The sequence below is a fragment of the Burkholderia sp. PAMC 28687 genome, from assembly GCF_001577465.1.
In the GTDB taxonomy this organism is placed as follows: domain Bacteria; phylum Pseudomonadota; class Gammaproteobacteria; order Burkholderiales; family Burkholderiaceae; genus Caballeronia.
Genome location: NZ_CP014505.1, coordinates 2,744,764 through 2,765,722 on the forward strand (window position 1 = coordinate 2,744,764; position 20,959 = coordinate 2,765,722).

The following is a 20,959-nucleotide window of genomic DNA, read 5'->3' on the forward strand; positions in this document are numbered from 1 at the left end:
ATCACAACGCCCCTTTGTCTCTTTTTAATATACGACAGAACGAAGTGAAAAATAAAAGATTCATCCCACGAAGCGAAGGAAGATTCATGTATTCGAGGCCGTTAGGATGCTTCCATGACGAACCGCTATTCAATGGAGAGCGCAATGGACGTGACGGAAACCGGGCTTCGCAAGATCGCGACTTTTATCGAAGAAACGCATATTGAAGGTGGGCGCGCTGCCGAGCGGCCGATCACTACGGTGGTGGTTGCAGCCATCGTTCGCAATCCCTGGGCGGGAAAAGGATTCGTCGAGGACTTGCGGCCGGAGATCTTGCGGTTGGCGCCGGTGCTTGGGCGCGAGATGACGCGCAGGCTCGTGGCCATCATGCCGGCGGAGCGCGTGGAAGCTTATGGCAAGGCAGCTACGGTTGGTGTGAATGGGGAGATCGAGCATGGGTCTGCGCTCATTCATACGCTGCGGTTCGGGAACATGTATCGCGAAGCGGTGAATGGCACGGCGTTCTTGAGCTTCACGAATACCCGGTCAGGGCCAGGGGCGCTGATGTCCGTGCCTATGATTCATAAGTCGGAGACCGGCAAGCGTTCGCACTTCATTACCGCTACTTTTCAGGTTTCCGATGCGCCAGGACCGGATGAGATCTTGATCGCCATCGGAGCCGCGGATGGCGGCCGGGCGCATCCAAGAATCGCTGATCGCTTTCAGGATATGGCGGAGATGGAAGCGGAGAAAGCGGCGGTTTGATGTCTGACCCCATCGCGCTGATTGCGAAGCGAGTTACCTGTCCGCGCTATCGGCTGCGATGCCCGGCGAATCCGTTTCGTTGTTCTGCAATTTGAGCAATGAACAACGCGCGGCCGTACGAATTGCGATCGTCGCGAATCCGCATCCAGCCGATGTCGCGGCGCTTCCCGGCCTAGTCTGGGTGCAAAGCCTGTGGGCCGGCGTCGAACAACTCGTCGCAAGCCTTCCCGTCGATGGGCCTCCCATCGTGCGCATGATCGATCCGGAAATGTCGCGGACCATGGCCGAAGCCGTACTCGCCTGGACCTACTATCTGCAGCGCGACATGCCGGCTTACGTACGCCAGCAACGTGAACGGGTCTGGAATCAGATTGCTTATAAAAAGCCGTCTTCGATTACGGTCGGCATACTCGGCCTTGGCTCGCTCGGTGCCGCCGCAGCGTTGCGTTTGAACGAGGCGGGCTTCAACGTCGCAGGATGGAGTCGATCCAAGAAGACACTTGCGAACGTCCACACGTTTTCCGGCAACGATGGCCTCATCGACATGCTGCATCTCAGCGATATCGTCGTGTGTCTCGTGCCGCTGACATCGCAGACACGCGGGTTGCTCAACGCCGAACGCCTCCACGCGATGAAACCCCGCGCCGCCCTGATCAACTTCGCTCGCGGCCCGGTTGTCGTGACGGACGATCTGCTTGCCGCGCTCGACAGTGGCCACCTTTCGCACGCGGTTCTCGACGTCTTCGATACCGAACCGTTGCCACCCGATTCACGGTTCTGGCACCATCCGGGGGTGAGCGTGCTTCCCCACATCTCGGCGCCGACGGATTTCGATACCGCGGCGATGGTCATCGCGGGGAACATCGCGCAGTTCCGGCTAACCGGAAAGGTCCCTGGCAGCGTCGACACCGCACGGGGTTATTGACCAACTGACCGACGAACAGACGGGCCCAGTGATCAAACTAGACCGCTACGACATCGCCATCCTGCGCATCCTTGCGCGCGATGGCCGCATCACGAAATCGCGGCTCGCCGAAGAAGTGAACCTCTCGATATCGCCCGCGTGGGAACGCGTGCGCAAGCTCGAAGAGAGCGGCGTGATCAAGGGGTATCGTGCGGAACTGGATTGGGTCGGCGCGATCAAGGCAAGCCGGATCGTAGTCGAAGTGACGCTCGCCAAACACACCGCACAGGACATGCGGCGCTTCGAGGAACGCGTGCTTGCCGCGCCCGAAGTTGCGTTGTGTTATGCAACGGGCGGTGGCGTGGACTACATGCTGCATGTGGTATCGCGCGATATCGATCACTATCAGCGGTTCATCGATTCGCTGCTGACAGATGACATCGGGATCGAAAAGTACTTTACGTATATCGTCACGAAGGTCGTCAAAAGCATGCCCGACAGCGTGCCCGACTGGGAGTGAACGTGAACGCGCATTCATCGATCAGCGCCAGTACGATTCGCGCTTACGAAGAAACCGAGTATCGGGTCCTTGGTGATCTGCCGATGACCTTGATCATCGGCGTGCGCAATGCGCAGCTTGCTGATTTGCACCGCGCGCATGATGTGGATTGCAGCGCGTTTATCACCGCGGCGAATCCGTTGAGTGAACAGACTGATGAAGCAGACAACCTGAGCCACCAGGCAAAGCTGGCTGATGATCTAACGCTCGGACACTTCGAATTCATCGATGGCGCTGGACAGCATCCATCCGGCGACTGGCCGGGCGAACCGAGCTTTTTGGTACTTGGTGTCTCGCTGAATGCAGCAAAAGAACTGGGCGCGCGTTACAAGCAAAACGCAATCGTCTGGTGCGGCGACGACGCTATGCCTCGACTCATCCTTCTACGGTGAACAGACGGCGCGCACTTGAAGCGAGCCGTCCGTACATCGATCACGATCCTGCATACAGGTTGCAGAAGCTGACCGGGCCGACACACGTTTCATGGCTCAAACCGCCGACATTGGCAATCCGCGATGAACTCGCGCTCGTTCCCGCAGCTACGCCGCCGTATGCATTGGCGCCATCGTTTTTCTGCGCGACTTCGTTCGAATAGATACGGGCGACATCGGGATACGACGCATTGCTGACGAGGCGCGAACCATCTTGCTCGGCCGTCACCAGTTGTTGTTGAACTTCAGCGCGGGTCAGGCCTTGAGCAAAAGCGCTCGACGACACGAGAACAGCGGCGGACATCACGAACAGGGCAATCTTTTTCATTTTCGACTCCAGAGTGTTTAACGGGTTGGTACTAGGGCGAACCCATTTTTTCCCGGTCTATTCCAGAGAATTTGAAAATAGTTTTTGCGGTGGTTCGTTGGGGAGTTTGAAAGCCCTATTCTTGCAAACCATGCTCGATCCCGTGCGCGAAGTGATCCGCGACGGGTATGTGCTGACCGAGGAACTACCCGGCGCGCCGGAACGTTCCTGGAAGGGGCATCAGAAGATTTTGCGGGCTATCGAAAAGCAGGATGCCAAGGCGGCGCGCGCCGCAATGCATGACCATCCGGAAGTGTTCCGCCGGAATCTGGGGGTGTCGCTGGATGCGGAGTACCAAGGCGTTCGTGGGCAAACTTCGTCAGCCCACCGCCTGGTCGTAGACACCCATGCGTGCGCACTCGTGACACCAGCACCGGGCCGCATCCGCCGGCAGCGCCTCCCAGGTATGCCCGAACGCGCATTCCCATTCAAGCGGCGCGCCTGCATCGACATAATCCGCCGATACCAGCTTTCCCCCACGCTCGGCAGCCAGCGCCCGCAGGCGTTCCAGAAGTTGCTCGCGCCGCTGCGACGCGCAGTTCATGCAGCGCACGTTTTGCACGGCGCTGAGCGCGTCGTCCCATGCGTGACCGCGCCCGCATTGCCAACCGGCTTCGGCCGAATCGGACGACTCCGCCGCCCGTTCCATTCGATAGCGCTCAGCCAGCGCCATCAGTTCCTCGCGCTCGAGCGCGTGTTTTGATTTTTGCATCGGTTTGACTTGAGTGCGGGTGATGCTCAATGAATGCTCAATGCGCGCCGCCGCCCAGCGCCTCGGATCGCGATGTAGTGGTGACGATGCCATCCGGACCAAAGTGGGCGTTGAACATGGCGTTACGGGTCACGCCGCCCTCCTCCCAATGCCAACTCCACACGCGCTCTTTCTTGAGCGGATATTCAGCGATGGTCGTGGGCTTTCCCAGAATCCGGCGCACTTCGTCCTGCGTCATGCCCGGCCGGATCTTTGCGATGTTCTGCGCCGTCAGGACCTGCATGACCGATACGAACTTGCCGTTTGCATCGATATCGACAAAATACGTGCTCGTGCCCGCAGGCCCGCGCGGATATTCCAGACGCTTGGAGCCATCGGTGAAAATGCGCGCGGTTTCAGGTTCGCCCATCTGGTCGCGGATCTGCGCCTCGGTCGTGACGCCGGGCGTCAGGTCTTTCAGCAACAGCGTGTCCGGTTTGACTGCATTGAACAACGACTTCAACTTGTTCATGGCGTCCTCGCTCTGGCTCTCGTTGCAGCCAGTGAGCAGCACGGCCGCCGCGCACGTGGCGGCAAGCATGAGTCTTTTCATATCCGCCGACCTCTCATTGGGCGAACGCCGCGTGCGCATCGCGGGCGGCGTTTTGGGCCGCGCTGGTCATCCTGCCTTTTTTAGCGATGGCACCGGATCGACCGCCTGCCCCGACTTGCGCAACTCGAAGTGCAGCAGCGGCTTGTTGCTTGGCCCCGTCCCCATTTCTGCGATCGGCGCGCCCTGACGCACCGTATCGCCCTCTTTCACCAGCAGCTTGCTGTTATGCGCATACGCCGTCAGGTAGTCGCTGCTGTGCTTGACGATGATCATGTTGCCGTAAGCGCGCAAGCCATTGCCCGCGTAGACCACGCGGCCGGCGGCGGCGGCTTTCACCGGCTCGCCAACCTTGCCGCCGATATCGATACCCTTGCTGCCGCTTTCGCCGAACTTCGTGATCACGCTGCCTTCTGCCGGCCACGCGAGCCACGCGCCTTTTGCGCTGACGGTGGGCGTGCTGGTATCGGGCGCTTCAGCCTTGGCCGTCGCGTTGCTGCTGGCGGTCGTGGCAGGAGCCGAAGCCGCTGGAGAAGCTCCGCCGATGATCGGCGGCCCCGACTTCGACGAATTGGCTGCTGCCGCCGACTTGCTCCAGTCATCGGTGCTGCCGGCGGGCGTGCTGCCCGGCGGTGCCACGCGCAGCAACTGGTCGATATTCACCTGCTTGCTTTCCGGCAGGTTATTCCACTTGATCAGGTCGGCTGGACGCTGCTTTTGCGCGCGGGCAATGCCGTAAAGCGTATCGCCCGGTTTCACACGATAAAACCCCGGCCCGGCTTCGGCCTGCACCGGCGGCGCGACAGCGGCCGGCCCAGCGACGGGCGTCGTTGCAGGAATGGACGCGGGAGCGCTGGTACCGCCCGTAGACCGGTCGACGATAGGCGCCGGCGTGGTCGCCGTCGAACACCCGGCGACCGTCACCACCACCATGCCAATGGAAACGAGCGCCCCGAGCACGCTCACCCGGCCGCCAGCGGCCAATCTAGAATTACCTGAACGCATTACCGCCATGCTTGCCGTTTTCCCTGACTTCCTGTTGTCGATATTTCCGGGCCGTGCGCGAGCGCCTAGAACCGCATGCCGGCTCCGCACCCGCCGAAAGCCCCACCGTTCGTGGCGCTCCCGCCGCAGCCAAAAATCCCGCAGCCCGCGAGCAGCGCCGTAACACCCAGCACCACCACCGCCAGCTTAAGACGACGCCAATTGTCATTGCGCGCCGATCCCTTTGTATGACTCGTTCTTTCAAACATATGCAACCTGCCTCGCCAACCTTCGCCAGCATAAAACATTTAACGTTTGTTCATGAAACACCGGGCTTGTTCATCTCGATATTCGATACATCGATCTGACAATTCGGCATTCTAACCTTTTACGTTTTTGCGGCGAAAGAGCACACGGCGAGCAGTGGCGGGGCGCGAAAAAAACGTCCGGATACTTACGATTTGGCTCTGCGCCGCATCATCTTCCAGAGCGCGCCGAGCGCTATCGGGACAATCGCGGCGCACACGCCGACGATCGCAATCACATTCAGGTATTGACGGATGAACGGAATATTGCCGAAGAAATAACCCAGCAGCACGAGCAGCAAGACCCAAATGGCCGCGCCGAGAATGTTGAAAAACTGGAAGCGCGCAGCGTTCATGGCCGACGCACCCGCCACGAACGGCGCAAACGTCCGCACGATCGGCACGAAGCGCGCAAGCACGATGGTCTTGCCGCCGTGGCGTTCGTAAAAACCGTGCGTCTTTCGCAGCGCTTCCCGATCGAGGAATCGTTCGAGTATGGGTATGTTGGTATCGAAGACCTTGGGGCCGATCGCGCGCCCGATCCAGTAATTCACCGTGTTCCCGAGCACGGCCGCGACCAGCAGCAGGACGATCAGGGGAACGAGGTCCATCGATCCGCTTGCAGCAAACGCGCCGCCGATGAACAACAGCGAGTCGCCAGGCAGGAATGGAAACACCACGAGCCCGGTTTCGCAGAACACAATCAGGAACAGGATCGCGTACACCCAGCCGCCGTAATGCTGGATGAACACGCCGAGCGACTTGTCGATGTGGAGGATAAGACTCAGGAATGACAGCAGCGTATCCAAATGGGGCCTCGATCAAGATGGATTTGGCGATGACAACGTGCACGCGCGGTGGCATCGTTGCGAGAAAAACAGTCGCGCCATGATACCGAACTCGTTGCCGGAAAATTCACGAACGGCAGGTTTGGGCACGGCTTTTGGCGTGAATCGGTGCGCTTTCTTGCGCGCGGACCGATTCGCGGCACAGGGCTATATGGAGACTGGCTGGCCCCGAAATCGTTCACAGACGCGAGGCTTTATAATTTGAGCATGACCGACACCATCGATTCATCCGACGCGATTTTCTCCGACGCAATGTCGTCCGAACCCGCCGCCACGCGCTTTCAGCGCGCCATCCAGCCCCTGCCCGACCAGTTGATCAGCCAGATCGCGGCCGGCGAAGTGGTCGAACGCCCCGCGTCCGTGGTGAAGGAATTGCTCGAAAACGCGCTCGACGCCGGCGCGACGAGCCTGCGAATCACGCTGGACGAAGGCGGCGTGAAGCGGATCGTGATTGTCGACGATGCATGCGGCATTCCCCCGGACGAACTCCCGCTCGCATTGTTGCGCCACGCCACCAGCAAGATCCGCTCGCTCGCCGAGCTGGAAGCCGTGGCGTCGCTCGGGTTTCGCGGGGAGGCGATTGCATCGATCGCATCGGTTTCCGAGCTGTTCATCACCAGCCGCACGGCCACGTGCCCGCATGCCACACGCATCGATGCCCAGACCGGCGCGATCTCGCCGGCAGCCGGCACTACCGGTACGACGATGGAAGTGCGCGAGCTGTATTTCAACACGCCCGCGCGCCGCAAATTCCTGAAGAGCGAGCAGACCGAACTCGGACATTGCCTCGAAGTGATCCGGCGCGTGGCGCTGGCGCGGCCGGATGTGGCGATATCGGTGATACATAACGGCAAGGCCGTCGAGCACTGGAATGCGTCCGATCCGGCGACGCGCGTGGCCAAGATTCTCGGCGAGGTGTTCGCGACAGCGCACCTTCCCCTCGATGAACGCGCCGGACCGCTCGCCGTATATGGCTGCGCCGGGTTGCCGACCGCGAGCCGCGGCCGCGCCGACCAGCAATACTTCTTCGTCAACGGGCGCTTCGTGCGCGACAAGCTGCTCACGCACGCCGTACGCGCCGCGTATGAGGACGTGCTGCACGGCAACAGGTATCCGTCGTACGTGCTGTTTCTCGATTTGCCGCCGGAAAGCGTGGATGTGAACGTGCATCCATCGAAGATCGAAGTACGTTTCCGCGATTCGCGTTCCATACACCAATACGTGTTTCATGCGGTGCAGCGGGCGTTGGCACGCAATGCCGGAGCGTCGCCAGAAACGACGGCGGGCGGACATGCCGCGCAGTTGCAACCTACGGGGCTTGCGTCGTTCAGCGCGCGGCCTTCTGCGGGATCGGGTGAGTTTCAGGCGACGCCAAAGGCGGAGAACGGCACGAACTGGTTGCGGCAATCGCGAATGACGCAGGGCAATCTGCCCGTCGCCCAACCGCTGGCGCTGTATGACGCGTTGTTTGGGCGCAGGGATATTGGCGCGGGGACGCCTGACGGGACGCCTGACGGGACGACTTCGCTGGCGTCGTCGGAGCACTATTCCCCGACAGAACCCAGCGCGCCGGTTTATGCCGAGATGCCTGGCGCACCGAATTTGGCCGTCGATGAACAGCCGCTCGGCTTCGCGCTCGGCCAGATCCACGGCGTCTATGTGCTCGCACAGAACGCGCAGGGCTTGATAATCGTGGATATGCATGCAGCCCACGAGCGCATTCTTTACGAGCAGTTTAAAAACTCGCTCGCTGACCGGGCGATCGCGGTTCAGCCGCTGCTGATACCGGTGACTATGACAGTCGATGCCGTCGAGATGGGCGTAGTCGAAGAAGAGCGCGAAGTGCTGGATGCGCTCGGCTTTGACCTCGCGATTTTGTCGCCGGGATCGATTGCGATTCGCGCCGTTCCAGCGTTGCTGAAAGACGCCGATCTGCAGTCGCTGGCGCGAGCCGTCATAGCAGATCTGCAGGCTTATGGCGGCTCGCGCGTGCTCACCGAGCGGCAACACGAATTGCTCGGCACGCTCGCTTGCCATCACGCAGTGCGCGCGAATCGGCGTCTGACACTCGATGAGATGAACGGCCTGCTGCGCCAGATGGAGGCCACCGAGCGCGGCGATCAATGCAATCACGGTCGACCGACGTGGTTTCAACTGACGCTCGGCGATCTCGATCGACTCTTCATGCGCGGTCAATGACCGCGCCGAAAGTTGCCTGTTTATTAGGGCCGACGGCATCGGGGAAGACCGCTGCCGCGCTTGCGTTCGCGCAGCGCTTTCCGGTGGAGATCATCAGCGTGGATTCGGCGCTGGTTTATCGCGGGATGGATATCGGCACCGCAAAGCCGACCGAAGAAGAACGCGCGATTGCGCCGCATCATTTGATCGATATCATCGATCCGACCGGGGCTTACTCTGCAGCACAGTTTCGGAACGATGCTCTGAGGCTGGTGGCGGAAATCGAAGCGCGTGGACGCATTCCGCTATTGGTCGGCGGCACCATGCTGTACTACATGGCGTTGACGCGCGGATTGAACGAACTGCCCGAAGCAAATACGGAAGTGCGTGCGGCACTCGACGAAGAAGCCATGCGCGATGGCTGGCCTGCGTTGCATGCGCGATTGGCTGTGGTCGATCCTGAGACCGCGGCGCGATTGGCGCCCAATGATTCGCAGCGGATTCAGCGCGCGCTCGAAGTGTTCATGCTGAGCGGCAGGGCTTTATCGGCGATATTGAAAGACCCGAAGAAGAGCCAGGACGGCCAACCGGAGTTCGTGCCGATTGCGCTGGAGCCATCGAATAGAAGCGTGCTGCACAGGCGCATCGAGAAGCGGTTTGATTCGATGCTTGACAGCGGGTTTCTCAATGAGGTGAAAAGGCTTCGGGCGCGTGGGGATTTATCGCCGGCGATGCCATCCATGCGATGCGTGGGGTATCGGCAAGCCTGGGAATATCTGGATGGGTTGGTCGACTACACGACCATGCGCGATAAAGGCGTGTTTGCCACGCGGCAGTTGTGCAAGAGGCAGTTGACGTGGTTGAGGGGAATCGAGGGGCGGCGGGTTGTCGATTGTGCCCGCGATAATGCGACGGCAATGGCTGTGGATGAGATTGAGCGAATGCTTCGGATCTAGCGTGCAATGCGGACATCCGAGGTCGTAGTACTGGATTCATCATCTTTAGTGCGACGCTTGTCGGCCAGTTTGGGGCTCGCGTCGCGAGATCAAACGCCCGTTTCGCGCCGGAAAGAGCGATGCAAAAACCAGGACTTCCCGATTCCATGACCAGAGCCGAACTCGAGGCGGAAAACGCACGCCTGCGTGCAGCGTTGATGGAAGCGGGCATCGATCCGGACCACGTTGCGGATCGGCAGGTGCAGCGGAATCCACAGCCCTTCTTAAACACGTCTCTCAGCCAATCAAAGATCGATGAGGCCGCGTTAGCCAGTCGCGAGGCACGGCACCGCGCCGTTTTCGAGAGCGCGGCGGACTTTGCCATCATCGTTACGGACCCGCGGGGGATCGTGACCGACTGGAATCCTGGTGCCCAACGTCTGCTCGGCTGGACCGCCGAGGAGATGCAGGCCCACGGGGCCGAGCGGATTTTCACGCCTGAAGACAGAGCTGAAGGCCGCGTCCAACTGGAAATGCAGCGAGCGCTTCAGGACGGACGCGCTGCGGACGATCGCTGGCACCTTCGCAAAAGCGGAGAACGGTTCTGGGCATCGGGCGAGATGATGCCGCTGTTCGATGATGACGGAGAGCGTCTTGGCTTCGTGAAGATTCTGCGGGATCGCACAGAGGAGCATCTCGCTGGTGCTGCCCTGCAGAAGGCTCAAGAGCGCTTCGAGACGATTCTTGAGACGATCGAGGCGGCCTTCGCTATCGTCGAGGTCAAGTTCGATGCCGACGACCACCCCATTGACTATCGCTTTCTTGAGGCCAACCCGGCTTTCGAGCGTCAGGCCGGGGTGAACCTTCGCGGCAAATGGGTGACGGAGTTTGCACCGAACCTGGAGCCATTCTGGTTCGAGACATATGGGCACGTAGCCAAGACGGGCGAGCCAACCATCTTCGAAAACTACGCCGAAGCTTTTCAGCGCTGGTTCGATGTGCGGGCCGTGCGAGTCGGAGACCCTGCTGACCGTCAGATCGCGATCCTCTTCAACGATGTAACCGCGCGCCGAGAGGCGGACCAGCGTTTGCGTGTCAGCGAAGCATTGGCCCGCCAGAACGCGGAACGCGTGCAACTCGCCCTCGCCGCTGGTGCGATCATCGGTACCTGGCACTGGGACTTGCTTAACGACCGGTTTAAGGTCGACGAGGCCTTTGCCCGGGCGTTTGGTCTCGATCCCGCGCTTGGCCGCGATGGCATTCCGCTCGCCCAGATCATCGCAAACGCCCACCCTGACGACCAAGGCGGGTTAGCCGCTGCGATCAATGAGGCAATCGCTCGCGGTGGCCACTATGCCCACCAGTACCGGGTCCGTCGTGTTGATGGGAACTACTACTGGATCGAGGCGAATGGGCGCGTCGATCTCGGGCCGGACGGCACCCCACTCAGCTTTCCGGGTGTTGTCATCGATGTCGAGGCACGGCGCAACATTGAAGACGAGCGCGATCGCGCCATTGCGGCGCTGCGCTTTCTCAACGAGAACCTCGAGCAGCGTGTTGCTGAACGCTCCGCGGAGTTGATGCAAGCCGAAGAAAAGTTGCGTCAGTCCCAGAAGATGGAAGCGGTCGGCCAGCTCACCGGCGGCCTTGCACACGACTTCAATAACCTGCTCGCCGGCATCTCGGGCGCCCTGGAGTTGATGAGGCTACGGATTGCCCAGGGCCGGGTGACGGATCTTGACAGGTACATGGTCGCGGCGAAAGGCGCGACCGAACGCGCCGCCGCACTCACCCACCGCCTGCTGGCCTTTTCGCGACGCCAGACGCTCGATCCGCGTCCGACCAATGTCGACATGCTGGTGAACGGTATGACAGAGCTCATCCGGCGCACTGTGGGGCCCAGCATCACTATCGAGACCATGAGAGCGCAGGAGCTGTGGCCGGCGCTTGTCGATGCGAGCCAACTCGAGAACGCGCTGTTGAACCTGTGCATCAACGCTCGCGATGCCATGCCCGAAGGTGGACGCATCATCATCGAGACGGCCAACCGGTCCCTCGACCGGCAGGCGGCCCGAGCTTACGACATTCCCGAGGGGCAATACCTTACCCTCAGCGTCAGCGATACCGGCATTGGCATGACGCCGGAAGTGATGGCCCGTGTGTTTGAACCGTTTTTCACCACGAAGCCGATCGGCCAGGGAACCGGCCTTGGCCTTTCGATGATCTATGGCTTCGCGCAGCAGTCCGGTGGCCTGGTGCGTCTTCATTCAAACGTTGGGCAAGGCACGACGGTTCGGCTTTATCTGCCGCGTCATACAGGCGTCGTGGCCGGCGGTGCGGAAGTGGCGAGCAATGTGCCGGCCGCTTTCGCGCACGATGGCGAGACGGTGCTAGTGGTGGACGACGAAGTGACCGTACGTATGCTGGTTGCCGATGTACTCATGGAACTCGGCTACACCGTGGTCGAAGCGGCGGATGGTGTCGCGGGGCTCAAGGCGCTGCGATCCAACAGGAATATCGACCTCATCATTACGGATGTCGGTCTGCCCGGCGGCATGAACGGACGCCAGATGGCGGATGCGGCTCAAGCGTTGAGGCCGGATGTGAAAACATTGTTTATTACGGGGTATGCGGAGGCTGCCGTTATTGGTGACGAGGCACTTGGGCCGGGGATGAAGATACTGACCAAGCCGTTTTCCATCGATGCACTCGCGGCGCGGGTGCGGGAGTTGATGGAAGGGTGAGGCGGGGAGGCAGGCCGCGTTGAATCGCACGGTGAGGATTTTTACTCTATCGCGGCCACCTGAAAACAATCAGGAGGTTGAGGCGCCCGCGGGCTTCGGGCGCGCGGGACGTATAGCCGCGAAGCCATGCATGCAATGCGCGGGTAACGGCAAGCCTCGGGATATCTCGAAGGGTTGGTTGACGACAAGACCTTGCTCGATAAAGCGTATTTGCTACGCGGCAGCTATGCGAGAGGCAGTTGACGGGGATTGAGGGGCAAAGGCTTGTTGATCGTGCGTGGGATGGGGCGGACAACGATGGCGGCTGCGGGTGGTTCGGATTTACCTTTCCAGACACGGTCCAATGGCGCACACCGAACCCCTCCTACCCGGAGCTAGGCGCATATCGGCCAATTGCGGACCTTCGACTTAAAGGCGAAGATCGTTGACAACTCGCAACTCCGCCTCGGCTTCACTCTCTTAAGCGGCGGCCGAGCCGCGGACCGAGGCCAAGATTAAGGACGATCTGTCGGACATATACGCGAGAATATTTCACGCCAAACTGGCGCTCGATCAATTGCCCGAGTGTGCCGGAGGTCCATCGGGCGCCGGGAAAGCCGTACGCTTGTGGTTCGCCTTGCAGGGCAGCCGCGATCCAATTGAACGCTTCTGGACTCAACGCCGAGGGTCGCCCCCCGACTGACATGTTCTCAAGTGCGGCGAGGCCGCCAGCCGCGAATAGTTCCTGATACCGGTTGGCTGTTTTAACCGATATGCCGACCTCTTCACAGACAGTTGCGATTGACTCCCCGCGCAAGAGCATTTGGCCGGCAGCCATGCGGATCTGAACACTGGGCAACTTAGATTTTTGCGTCGGCATTCTGGTTGGCAGCTAAGATTGGGTCTATTTATCTTAAACCCGCGCAGAGCGTGACGTCTCATGTCGGGCAGGCCTAAGGGTTGTGGCAAGCCGCGTTCGGCAGATCGCTGAAAGACCGAGTCTGTTAAGGATTGTTGGACGCCTGCCTCAAACCGCAGGCGTGTGACAGCCCGAGCGCCGGCGGGCAGGCATCCAACAATCCTTAACAATAGCTGCCCGTCGCGATGTCCCAACAACTGGCACTGTTAGGTGCTTAAGAACCGACCGCATTAATCGCATCCCGCGTCCGCTTCGCCGCCTCCCCCGCAGCATTGGCGAAATCCTCGCCTTTCCCCGCGTAGATAATCGCCCGCGAAGAATTGATCAGCATCCCCGCATTCCCGGGTCTAACCCGTCCCGCCCGAACCGTAGCCTCAACATCCCCCCCTTGAGCGCCGATCCCAGGAATCAGCAGCGGCATGTCCCCAACAATCGACCGAACGACCTCAATCTCCTTCGGAAACGTAGCGCCCACAACCAACCCCAACTCCCCGCTCGCATTCCACTTCTCGGCCGCAAGCCGCGCGACAACCTGATACAACGGCGTCCCATCGACATTAAGAAACTGCAGATCTGATCCTCCAGCATTGGACGTCCGGCAAAGCACGATCACGCCCTTCCCTTCATGTTCCAGGTACGGCTGAACAGAATCAAACCCCATATAAGGATTAACCGTAACCGCATCAGCCTGATACCGATCGAAAGCCTCAATCGCATACTGCTCGGCGGTACTCCCAATATCCCCGCGCTTGGCATCCAAAATAACCGGCAACCCCGGATGTCGCTCATGAATATGCGCGATCAACTGCTCGAGCTGATCCTCCGCCCGATGCGCTGCAAAGTAAGCAATTTGCGGCTTGAAGGAACAAACAAACGGCGCAGTAGCATCTACGATTTCACGGCAAAAATCGAAGATCGAATCGGCGCGGCCGTTGAACGCGCCCGGGAACCTTGACGGCTCCGGATCGAGCCCGACGCAAAGCATTGACTGGGTGTGCGACCACGCGGCGTTGAGCGATTCGATGAAAGACATGGGTATCCGTAAGCGAGAGCGCGAATTGAGCAATCCCGCATTTTACCGCGCGAGCAAAAGCCGCCAAATGACAGTTACCGAACCACCGCCGCCGTCTTCCGCGCTTTCTGCCCCGCAGGCTGCTTCGGCCTTCCGCGCCGCTCGGCTTCTCCCGACCGCTCGACCGTAAAGCTGAACTCACGCGAGAGACTTTCGCCCGGCGCGAGAACCGTCATCCCGTTCGCCTCACCGCCGCCCGGCAAATTGACTGCGTTGATCGGATGATCGACGGGTTCAAAGCAGAAAAAGTCCTTCCCGGCCGGCGCGTAGAGCACGTAGTAATCGGTATCGGCGGAAATGGTGAGCGACAAACGCCGGTTCGGCCACATCACGCTCGTGCGTCCGCTCCATCCGGTGAACGCGTTGTTGATCATGGCCGTGGGCATGGGGTACGCCACGCCGAATTGCCACGCGGGCGGCGCCGGAACGTGGCGCACGGGCAGGAAGTCATCGCCGCAAAGCCAGAGGCCATCGGCGGCTGCGGACAATTCGGTATCGGCTTCGCGGGTCAGGAACGGATGCAGACCGAGCCCGAAAGGCAATTTCTCGCGCCCGGTGTTTTCAATCGATAACGTCACCACCAGCGTCGCGCCTTCGAGCATGAACGACTGGCTCGCCTTGTATGAATACGGCTTGCCATTGCGCCGGTCGAGCGTGAGACGCACGTGCGTGGAACTCTCCGATGCCAAATCCCACGCGCCAAGCCACCCATCGCCGTGAAGGGGCAAGGGTTCGCCGGGACGGTTGCACGGGACATCGATACCGCGCCCCAGAAACTGAAACCGTCCTCCGCCGATGCGATTCGAATACGGCAGCAGCGGATAACACGCGAGTTCGTTGGGATCGGTGGCGGCGCTGGGTTCGAGGCACGGCCGGAAGATGGGCACGAGCGTGCCTTCGCTGCGCCAGTCGAAGCGCGTGATGCCCCCGCCAAGCGCTGGTGCGATATCCAGACGCAACTGCGCGTTGGCGAGCGTGATGCAGCCATCGCGGCCGGCGCCGCCCATCGCGACAACGGATGTCGATGGACCCGGCCGGACCGGCGGTTCAGTTGCAGCAGCGAGTTTGGATCGGCGGGTGGGCGCGGCGGGACGAGGCGCAACAGGCGGGCTTTTAGGGCTGGATGCGGAACGGGCAACGGTCATGTCCAAGTCTCCGAGAGGCGAACGTTCCCGCGATCCTGGCGCCAAGCCCCAGCATGCCCGGGAGTTTGCGGGCAGCGCGTCGTGCGCGCCGCCTCAGTTTTTTTGCATCGTGGTGCTGCAAGGTGATCGTCGAAACAATCGACGGCCTTCAGTTTCCGCGAAACACCGGTTCCGCGATACCCCTTGCCGCCGGCGTCGCTATAAATACCCCGCCCGCGCGCAAGTCGTTCTGCAGTGCGGCGTGGTCGAGACCGATCCGCGCGCTCGTAATGTACAGCGTGCCGAGTTGCGGCCCGCCGAACGCGACGCAACTTGGCTGAGTGGTAGGCACATCGACGCGCGCCATTTCCCGGCCATCGGCGCCATACCGCACCACCCGCGCGCCGCCCCATTGGGCATTCCACAAACCACCATCGCGATCGATAGTCGATCCATCCGGCTCGCCGGTAGCATCGGTAAGTTCGGTGAATACGCGCTGGTTCTCGAACGAATCGTAATCGCAGGCGCGGATCTGGCGCGTCGGGGAATCGCAGTAATACATGGTCGATCCGCCCGGGCTGAACGCAATGCTGTTCGGAATCGCGGCATCGCCAAGCGGCAAACGCTCCAGCGACAAATTTAGATTCAGCCGATAAAACCCACCCACCTTTTCTGCGTTTGCTACATCGTGCTTGGTGCCAAAGACGAAGCGGCCCTGGCGGTCGCATCGGCCATCGTTCAAACGCGTCGGCAAGCCGTCTTCAACCGACATGATGGTTTCGATTACACCGGTCCGCAAATCGAAAAACGCCAGGCGCGATGCCAGGCCGAGCAACAGCAAATCGGGATCTGAGCACAACGCAAAACACGCCAGGCGCTCCGGCATCTCGAAACACTCGCGGCGCGTATCACGCGGATCGTAGCGCCACAAACGCTTGCCTTCAATGTCCGTCCAGTAGAACCGCCCGCTCGCGGCGCACCACGTCGCGCCTTCGCCAAGCGCGCTTTTGCTGTCGATCAACAATTGCGCCTTCACGCCCAGCCTCCGTCGATCACGACTTCCTGCGCGGTCATCATGCGGCTGTCGTCAGCAGCGAGGAACAACGCGGCGCGGGCGAGATGCTCGGGCAGCAGTTCTGCATCGATACATTGCCCTTCCTTGATAGCACGCTTTCCGGCGTCATCGAGCCACAGGCGCTTCTGCTTGTCCGTCATCACCCAGCCCGGCACGAGCGAATTCACGCGGATATTGAACGGCCCGAGATCGCGTGCGAGGCCGTTCGTCATGCCCTGCACGGCGGCCTTCGCCGTGGTGTAGACCGGGAATCCGCCGTTCTTCAGCATCCAGCTAATCGATCCCAGATTGATGATCGAGCCGCCGCCAAGCTGTTTCATATCGTCTATGACAGCCTGCGCCGCGAAGAACTGATGGCGCACATTCACGGCGATACCTGCGTCATACGATTCGGGCGTCACGTCTTCGATCTTGTGGCGCTTGTCGTTCGCCGCGTTGTTCACGAGCACGCCGATGGGTCCGAGCGTGCTGCGAACATCGGCGATTCCCTGCCGCAACGCAACGATATCCGTCAGGTCCACGCGCAGGAACACGGGCCGGAATTGGCTTTCGTCCAGATCCGCGCCGAGCTGGTCGGCGAGCGCTTCGCCGGCGTTCGTATCGATATCGAAGAACGCGACCTTCGCGCCCTGATCGAAGAAATGCTCGACGAACGCCGCGCCAATTCCGGTCGCGCCGCCGGTGATCAGCACCACCTTGCCGGCGAGACTCGGATAGCGCGCGAGGGTTTTATCGACTGAACTGGTCATCGTTTTACGAACCCCTAATTAATCGCGTGAGCCGCGGTTCTTCAACTGGTCGAGCAGCACGGCGGCGAGCAGGATTGCGCCGCGAACGAGGTACTGATAGAACGCGTCGATGTTCATCAGGTTCATCACGTTCTCGACCGTACCCATGATCAGCACGCCGATCACCACGCCCGAAATGGTCGCACGGCCGCCAAGCAGCGACACGCCGCCGAGCACGCACGCGGAGATCACGTTGAGCTCGAAACCATCGGCCGCGTTCGGCTGACCCGACGTAATCCGCGACGCCAGGATCACACCGGCCAGCGCTGCCACCGCGCCCTGGATCAGGAAGATCCAGACACGCGTGCGTTCTACATTGATACCCGCCAGACGTGACGCTTCTGCGTTACCGCCAATTGCGAGCGTATTGCGTCCGTACACGGTCTGGTTCAGCAGCACGCCGAACACGATGAAACACGCCAGCGTGACCCAGATCGGCAGCGACACGCCGAACATCGTCAATCCGCCGAGCGCGATAAACGTATCCGACGACACGCCGACCGCCTGACCATGCGACACGATAAACCCAAGCCCGCGCACCACTTCCATGGTGGCGAGCGTGGTGATCAGCGCGTTGATCCGCAAGTACGCGATCACTGCGCCATTCACGAAGCCGATCGCCGAACCTGCCGCGACCGCCGCGATGATCGCGATGAACGTATTGCCCGTCGCGTTCAACACCATCGCGCAGAGCACGCCGGCGAACGCGACCGTGGACCCGACCGACAAGTCGAAATCGCGCGATGCCAGACAGAACATCATCGTGCAGGCGACCATGCCGATCTGCGAAATCGACAGCGCGAGCCCGAGCATGTTTTCGATCGAGAAGAAGTGATCGACCGACAGCGACATGGTGATGAACATCACCACGAAGATCACGATCAAGCTGTATTCGGTGATCTGCTGCCACCACTTCTGCTTGTCGTTCTTCGCCGGCACCAGCGTGTTTACTATGTTTTCCCTGACTTCCATGATGTCCTCCGTCTCCACTTTTCGCTTCAGGCTGCCTGCGCAGTCGTTTCGGTTTGCACAGGCAGCGCAAGATTCAGCACTGATTGTTCGTTCGCTTGTCCGCGCGGCAATTCGCCCGCGATCCGCCCTTGCCGCATCACCACGATCCGGTCCGATACCCCTAGCACCTCGGGCAATTCGGACGAGATCATCACGATCGCGCAACCGCGTTCGGCGAGTTGATAGATGACGTTGTAGATCTCGTGCTTGGCGCCCACGTCAATACCGCGCGTGGGTTCATCGAGGATCACGACCTTCAGTTCCGGCTCGGCAAGCCAGCGCGACAGAATGGCTTTTTGCTGATTGCCGCCGGAGAGAAAGCGGATCTTTTGCTTGCGGCTCGGCGTCTTGATCTTCAACAACTGGATAAACCGGTCAGCCGTTGCGGCTTCTTTCTTCCGGTCGAGAAACAAACCCGCGTGCAGATAGTGACGCCGGCACGAGATGTTGATGTTCTCGGAAACCGTCGCCATCGCGATGATGCCCTCTTCCTTCCGGTCTTCCGGACACAGCACGATTCCGTGACGGATCGCTTCGCCCGCGCTGCGGATCTTGATCGGCTTGCCATCGAGCGCGATCGTGCCAGCCTTCTTGCTGTCCGCGCCGTAGACCAGGTGCATCAGTTCGCTGCGGCCTGCGCCGACCAGCCCGAAGAAGCCGACGATCTCGCCGCGACGCACTTCGAAACTCGTCGGTTCACGCAGCGCGTGGCCTTCAATGTTCTTCACCGAAAAGCGCACGTCGCCGAGCGGCCGCGCCTTGTAATCGTAAATGTCCGCAATCTCGCGGCCGACCATTTCCTGCACGAGCGTATCGCGCGGGACTTCGCCCAGATTCGCGTGCGACGCGATCTTGCGGCCATCGCGGAAAATCGTGCACGTGTCGCACAACTCGTAGATCTCATCCATCCGGTGCGAGATGTAGATCAGCGCGCGGTTATCCGCTTTCAGATCGCGCACGAGCTTGAACAGCACTTCTGTCTCGCGATGCGAGAGCGAAGACGTGGGTTCATCGAGCGCAATCACGCGTGCGTTGCGCAGGAGCGCCTTGCAGATTTCCACCATCTGCCGTTGCGCGATGGAAAGCTTCTTCAGCTTCGCGTTCGGATCGAGATCCACGCCCATCTGCCGCAAGCGTTCGCTCACATGCTTTTTCGCTTCGCGCTTGTGTACCCAGCCGAGCGTGCTCGGCAACGCGCCGAGCAACAGGTTCTCGGCCACGGTCAAATCCGGTACGTACTGCAATTCCTGGTGTATCACCGCGATGCCCGCCGCAATCGATGCCGCCGCACTCGAGAACTTCACCTCGTTGCCATCGATCAGGACACGCCCGGAATCGGGTTGATATTCACCGCCCAGCACTTTCAGCAAAGTCGATTTACCCGCGCCGTTCTCGCCCATCAGACCGTGCACTTCGCCGGCGTTGACGTCGAACGACACGCCGTCGAGCGCGCGCACGCCTGGAAAAATCTTGCCGATATTGTCAAAACGCAGCGTCGCTGACACATCGCCTCCTTGGAATTCAAGCGGACCGCGCGGCTTGTGCGACGCGGTCCGTACTACACAGAACTTACTTGGCCGCTTACTTAGCCGATGCGAGGCCCATCTTCTCGCGCACGTCGGCCACGTTGTCACGCGTTGCCAGCATGCCGGTCGTGAGCGTCACGAGCGGCGGTTCCTTACCGTCCTTGATCCACGTGTAGACCAGTTCCGTCGTTTCTTCGCCATGACGCTTCGGGCTGATGATCACCGTGCCGTAGAAGCCGGTCGGGTTCGGTTTCTTGAATTCGTTCAAAGCCGAATCCGAGCCGCCAATACCCACGCCAATCATGTTGTCCGCCTTGAAGCCACGGCCTTCTGCTGCACGCACGGCGCCGAGAACAGCTTCGTCGTTAAGACCGAATGCGACCCAGTGCTTGAACTTCGTGTTTTTCGTCAACGCGATGTTCGCTGCATTGAAGGCGTTTTCCGTATCGGTCTTGGCTTGCGGCGCCATCACGATGTTCGCCTTCGGGAAACCGGCCGCGACCAGCGCTTCGACTGCGCCAGCGGTACGGTCATGTGCCGTCGGAAGTTGCTCATACGTCACGTCGATCGCGCCCACGTCGGCCATGTTCCAGCCGCGCTTCTTGATCTCTGCAGCAATGCCGTCGCCCACTTGCTTGCCGATGTTGAACGCCGAAATGCCCATGTAAGGGACCGATTCGATCGGCTTGCCCGAGCCGTCGACCAGGCGGTCATCGACCGTCATCATCTTGAGCCCCGCAGCTTTCGCCTTGGCGACAATGCCCGGTCCGAGCTTGACGTCAGGCGTGCAGATCACGAAACCCTGGGCCTTTTGCGCGGCGAGGTTGTCGATCGCGCTCATGACTTTTTCACCCGACGGCGCGCCGATCTTCACCAGCGTGAAGCCCTTGTCCTTGGCTGCCATTTCGGCGAATTTCCATTCGTCCTGGAACCACGGTTCTTCCGGCTGCTTCACGAGAAAGCCGATCTTGACCGGATCAGCGGCCTGCGCGATCGGCGCCGCGAACATGGTGGCGCTTGCAGCCGTAGCCGTGGCAACCAGCGTGATGAACATTCTGCGTTTCATGGTCTGTCTCCTGACTTGAATGTCTAGTTGGTACGAAGGTGTTGGCCGCGTTTTGTTTTCATGACGTCGCACCACGGCCAGTGCGTCATCCGATACTGC

At 60.6% G+C, this 20,959-nt stretch carries 20 protein-coding genes and 1 pseudogene; 8 read left to right on the plus strand and 13 right to left on the minus strand.

Annotation, left to right across the window (positions count from 1 at the left end; all coding sequences use genetic code 11):
• Positions 1–114 precede the first annotated feature (114 nt).
• From AX768_RS12700 to AX768_RS12715, 4 genes are read left to right on the plus strand one after another with little or no spacing between them, the layout of a single operon-like run.
• Positions 115–744: an amino acid synthesis family protein gene (locus tag AX768_RS12700; RefSeq protein ID WP_375508473.1), complete on the plus strand. Its 630-nt coding sequence runs from the start codon at positions 115–117 to the stop codon at positions 742–744.
• A 58-nt stretch (positions 745–802) separates the two neighbouring features.
• A complete protein-coding gene (locus tag AX768_RS12705) occupies positions 803–1,669 on the plus strand; it encodes a 2-hydroxyacid dehydrogenase (RefSeq protein ID WP_062000248.1) in 867 nt (288 codons plus the stop codon).
• A 31-nt stretch (positions 1,670–1,700) separates the two neighbouring features.
• Entirely contained in the window at positions 1,701–2,168 is a 468-nt protein-coding gene (locus AX768_RS12710) for an Lrp/AsnC family transcriptional regulator (protein WP_062000980.1), read from the plus strand.
• Between the two features lie 2 nt (positions 2,169–2,170).
• The gene (locus AX768_RS12715; protein ID WP_062000981.1) at positions 2,171–2,599 is read left to right on the plus strand and encodes a DUF3293 domain-containing protein; all 429 of its coding nucleotides are present in this window, start codon (positions 2,171–2,173) and stop codon (positions 2,597–2,599) included.
• 40 nt (positions 2,600–2,639) lie between these two features.
• On the opposite strand, the gene AX768_RS12720 is transcribed toward AX768_RS12715, so the two are convergent.
• Complete coding sequence (locus AX768_RS12720; RefSeq protein WP_062000249.1) at positions 2,640–2,966, minus strand: DUF4148 domain-containing protein; 327 nt, start codon at positions 2,964–2,966, stop codon at positions 2,640–2,642.
• A 130-nt stretch (positions 2,967–3,096) separates the two neighbouring features.
• Between AX768_RS12720 and AX768_RS34460 the strand changes: the two are divergent.
• Positions 3,097–3,192 (plus strand): annotated as a pseudogene (locus AX768_RS34460) (hypothetical protein); the annotation flags it as partial.
• Between the two features lie 132 nt (positions 3,193–3,324).
• Here AX768_RS34460 and AX768_RS32770 read toward each other — a convergent pair.
• The 4 genes from AX768_RS32770 to AX768_RS12745 form a co-directional block, all read right to left on the minus strand.
• Entirely contained in the window at positions 3,325–3,717 is a 393-nt protein-coding gene (locus tag AX768_RS32770; RefSeq protein WP_144021995.1) for a hypothetical protein, read from the minus strand.
• A gap of 37 nt (positions 3,718–3,754) precedes the next feature.
• Positions 3,755–4,309 carry an outer membrane protein assembly factor BamE domain-containing protein gene (bamE, locus tag AX768_RS12730; RefSeq protein ID WP_062000251.1) on the minus strand — a complete coding sequence of 185 codons (555 nt, stop codon included), beginning with the start codon at positions 4,307–4,309 and terminating at the stop codon, positions 3,755–3,757.
• Positions 4,310–4,375: 66 nt separating this feature from the next.
• The gene (locus tag AX768_RS12735; protein ID WP_231941273.1) at positions 4,376–5,311 is read right to left on the minus strand and encodes a peptidoglycan DD-metalloendopeptidase family protein; all 936 of its coding nucleotides are present in this window, start codon (positions 5,309–5,311) and stop codon (positions 4,376–4,378) included.
• Between the two features lie 433 nt (positions 5,312–5,744).
• Positions 5,745–6,404: a VTT domain-containing protein gene (locus AX768_RS12745; RefSeq protein WP_062000252.1), complete on the minus strand. Its 660-nt coding sequence runs from the start codon at positions 6,402–6,404 to the stop codon at positions 5,745–5,747.
• 291 nt (positions 6,405–6,695) lie between these two features.
• Between AX768_RS12745 and mutL the strand changes: the two genes are divergently transcribed.
• From mutL to AX768_RS12760, 3 genes are all read left to right on the plus strand, one after another.
• A complete protein-coding gene (mutL, locus tag AX768_RS12750; protein WP_231941387.1) occupies positions 6,696–8,642 on the plus strand; it encodes a DNA mismatch repair endonuclease MutL in 1,947 nt (648 codons plus the stop codon).
• Positions 8,639–9,577 carry a tRNA (adenosine(37)-N6)-dimethylallyltransferase MiaA gene (gene miaA, locus AX768_RS12755; RefSeq protein WP_062000253.1) on the plus strand — a complete coding sequence of 313 codons (939 nt, stop codon included), beginning with the start codon at positions 8,639–8,641 and terminating at the stop codon, positions 9,575–9,577. Before mutL ends, miaA begins: the two co-directional genes overlap by 4 nt.
• 146 nt (positions 9,578–9,723) lie before the next feature.
• On the plus strand, positions 9,724–12,300 hold the full coding sequence (locus AX768_RS12760; RefSeq protein ID WP_086380532.1) for a PAS domain S-box protein: 2,577 nt from the start codon (positions 9,724–9,726) through the stop codon (positions 12,298–12,300).
• Positions 12,301–12,751: 451 nt separating this feature from the next.
• Here AX768_RS12760 and AX768_RS12765 read toward each other — a convergent pair whose 3' ends face one another.
• The 8 genes from AX768_RS12765 to AX768_RS12800 all read right to left on the minus strand — a co-directional run bounded on the left by AX768_RS12765 (position 12,752) and on the right by AX768_RS12800 (position 20,860).
• Positions 12,752–13,159: a helix-turn-helix domain-containing protein gene (locus tag AX768_RS12765; protein ID WP_062000255.1), complete on the minus strand. Its 408-nt coding sequence runs from the start codon at positions 13,157–13,159 to the stop codon at positions 12,752–12,754.
• 253 nt (positions 13,160–13,412) lie between these two features.
• Complete coding sequence (gene pyrF, locus AX768_RS12770) at positions 13,413–14,231, minus strand: orotidine-5'-phosphate decarboxylase (protein ID WP_062000256.1); 819 nt, start codon at positions 14,229–14,231, stop codon at positions 13,413–13,415.
• Between the two features lie 74 nt (positions 14,232–14,305).
• On the minus strand, positions 14,306–15,415 hold the full coding sequence (locus AX768_RS12775) for an aldose 1-epimerase (protein WP_062000257.1): 1,110 nt from the start codon (positions 15,413–15,415) through the stop codon (positions 14,306–14,308).
• 148 nt (positions 15,416–15,563) lie between these two features.
• Positions 15,564–16,430 carry an SMP-30/gluconolactonase/LRE family protein gene (locus AX768_RS12780; RefSeq protein WP_231941274.1) on the minus strand — a complete coding sequence of 289 codons (867 nt, stop codon included), beginning with the start codon at positions 16,428–16,430 and terminating at the stop codon, positions 15,564–15,566.
• Positions 16,427–17,218: an SDR family NAD(P)-dependent oxidoreductase gene (locus AX768_RS12785; protein ID WP_062000259.1), complete on the minus strand. Its 792-nt coding sequence runs from the start codon at positions 17,216–17,218 to the stop codon at positions 16,427–16,429. Before AX768_RS12785 ends, AX768_RS12780 begins: the two co-directional genes overlap by 4 nt.
• An 18-nt stretch (positions 17,219–17,236) precedes the next feature.
• A complete protein-coding gene (gene araH, locus AX768_RS12790) occupies positions 17,237–18,229 on the minus strand; it encodes an L-arabinose ABC transporter permease AraH (RefSeq protein WP_062000985.1) in 993 nt (330 codons plus the stop codon).
• 26 nt (positions 18,230–18,255) lie between these two features.
• On the minus strand, positions 18,256–19,773 hold the full coding sequence (gene araG / locus AX768_RS12795; protein WP_062000260.1) for an L-arabinose ABC transporter ATP-binding protein AraG: 1,518 nt from the start codon (positions 19,771–19,773) through the stop codon (positions 18,256–18,258).
• 76 nt (positions 19,774–19,849) lie between these two features.
• Positions 19,850–20,860: an arabinose ABC transporter substrate-binding protein gene (locus tag AX768_RS12800; protein WP_062000261.1), complete on the minus strand. Its 1,011-nt coding sequence runs from the start codon at positions 20,858–20,860 to the stop codon at positions 19,850–19,852.
• Between the last annotated feature and the right edge of the window lie 99 nt (positions 20,861–20,959).

What these genes read in the sequence shown, in the direction of transcription:
- AX768_RS12700 (WP_375508473.1), top strand. Translation starts at nt 115, where the DNA reads ATGACGAACCGCTATTCAATGGAGAGCGCAATGGACGTGACGGAAACC.
- AX768_RS12705 (WP_062000248.1), top strand. Translation starts at nt 803, where the DNA reads ATGCCCGGCGAATCCGTTTCGTTGTTCTGCAATTTGAGCAATGAACAA.
- AX768_RS12720 (WP_062000249.1), bottom strand. Translation starts at nt 2,966, where the DNA reads ATGAAAAAGATTGCCCTGTTCGTGATGTCCGCCGCTGTTCTCGTGTCG.
- AX768_RS32770 (WP_144021995.1), bottom strand. Translation starts at nt 3,717, where the DNA reads ATGCAAAAATCAAAACACGCGCTCGAGCGCGAGGAACTGATGGCGCTG.
- bamE (WP_062000251.1), bottom strand. Translation starts at nt 4,309, where the DNA reads ATGAAAAGACTCATGCTTGCCGCCACGTGCGCGGCGGCCGTGCTGCTC.
- AX768_RS12735 (WP_231941273.1), bottom strand. Translation starts at nt 5,311, where the DNA reads ATGCGTTCAGGTAATTCTAGATTGGCCGCTGGCGGCCGGGTGAGCGTG.
- mutL (WP_231941387.1), top strand. Translation starts at nt 6,696, where the DNA reads ATGTCGTCCGAACCCGCCGCCACGCGCTTTCAGCGCGCCATCCAGCCC.
- miaA (WP_062000253.1), top strand. Translation starts at nt 8,639, where the DNA reads ATGACCGCGCCGAAAGTTGCCTGTTTATTAGGGCCGACGGCATCGGGG.
- AX768_RS12760 (WP_086380532.1), top strand. Translation starts at nt 9,724, where the DNA reads ATGACCAGAGCCGAACTCGAGGCGGAAAACGCACGCCTGCGTGCAGCG.
- AX768_RS12765 (WP_062000255.1), bottom strand. Translation starts at nt 13,159, where the DNA reads ATGCCGACGCAAAAATCTAAGTTGCCCAGTGTTCAGATCCGCATGGCT.
- pyrF (WP_062000256.1), bottom strand. Translation starts at nt 14,231, where the DNA reads ATGTCTTTCATCGAATCGCTCAACGCCGCGTGGTCGCACACCCAGTCA.
- AX768_RS12775 (WP_062000257.1), bottom strand. Translation starts at nt 15,415, where the DNA reads ATGACCGTTGCCCGTTCCGCATCCAGCCCTAAAAGCCCGCCTGTTGCG.
- AX768_RS12785 (WP_062000259.1), bottom strand. Translation starts at nt 17,218, where the DNA reads ATGACCAGTTCAGTCGATAAAACCCTCGCGCGCTATCCGAGTCTCGCC.
- araH (WP_062000985.1), bottom strand. Translation starts at nt 18,229, where the DNA reads ATGGAAGTCAGGGAAAACATAGTAAACACGCTGGTGCCGGCGAAGAAC.
- AX768_RS12800 (WP_062000261.1), bottom strand. Translation starts at nt 20,860, where the DNA reads ATGAAACGCAGAATGTTCATCACGCTGGTTGCCACGGCTACGGCTGCA.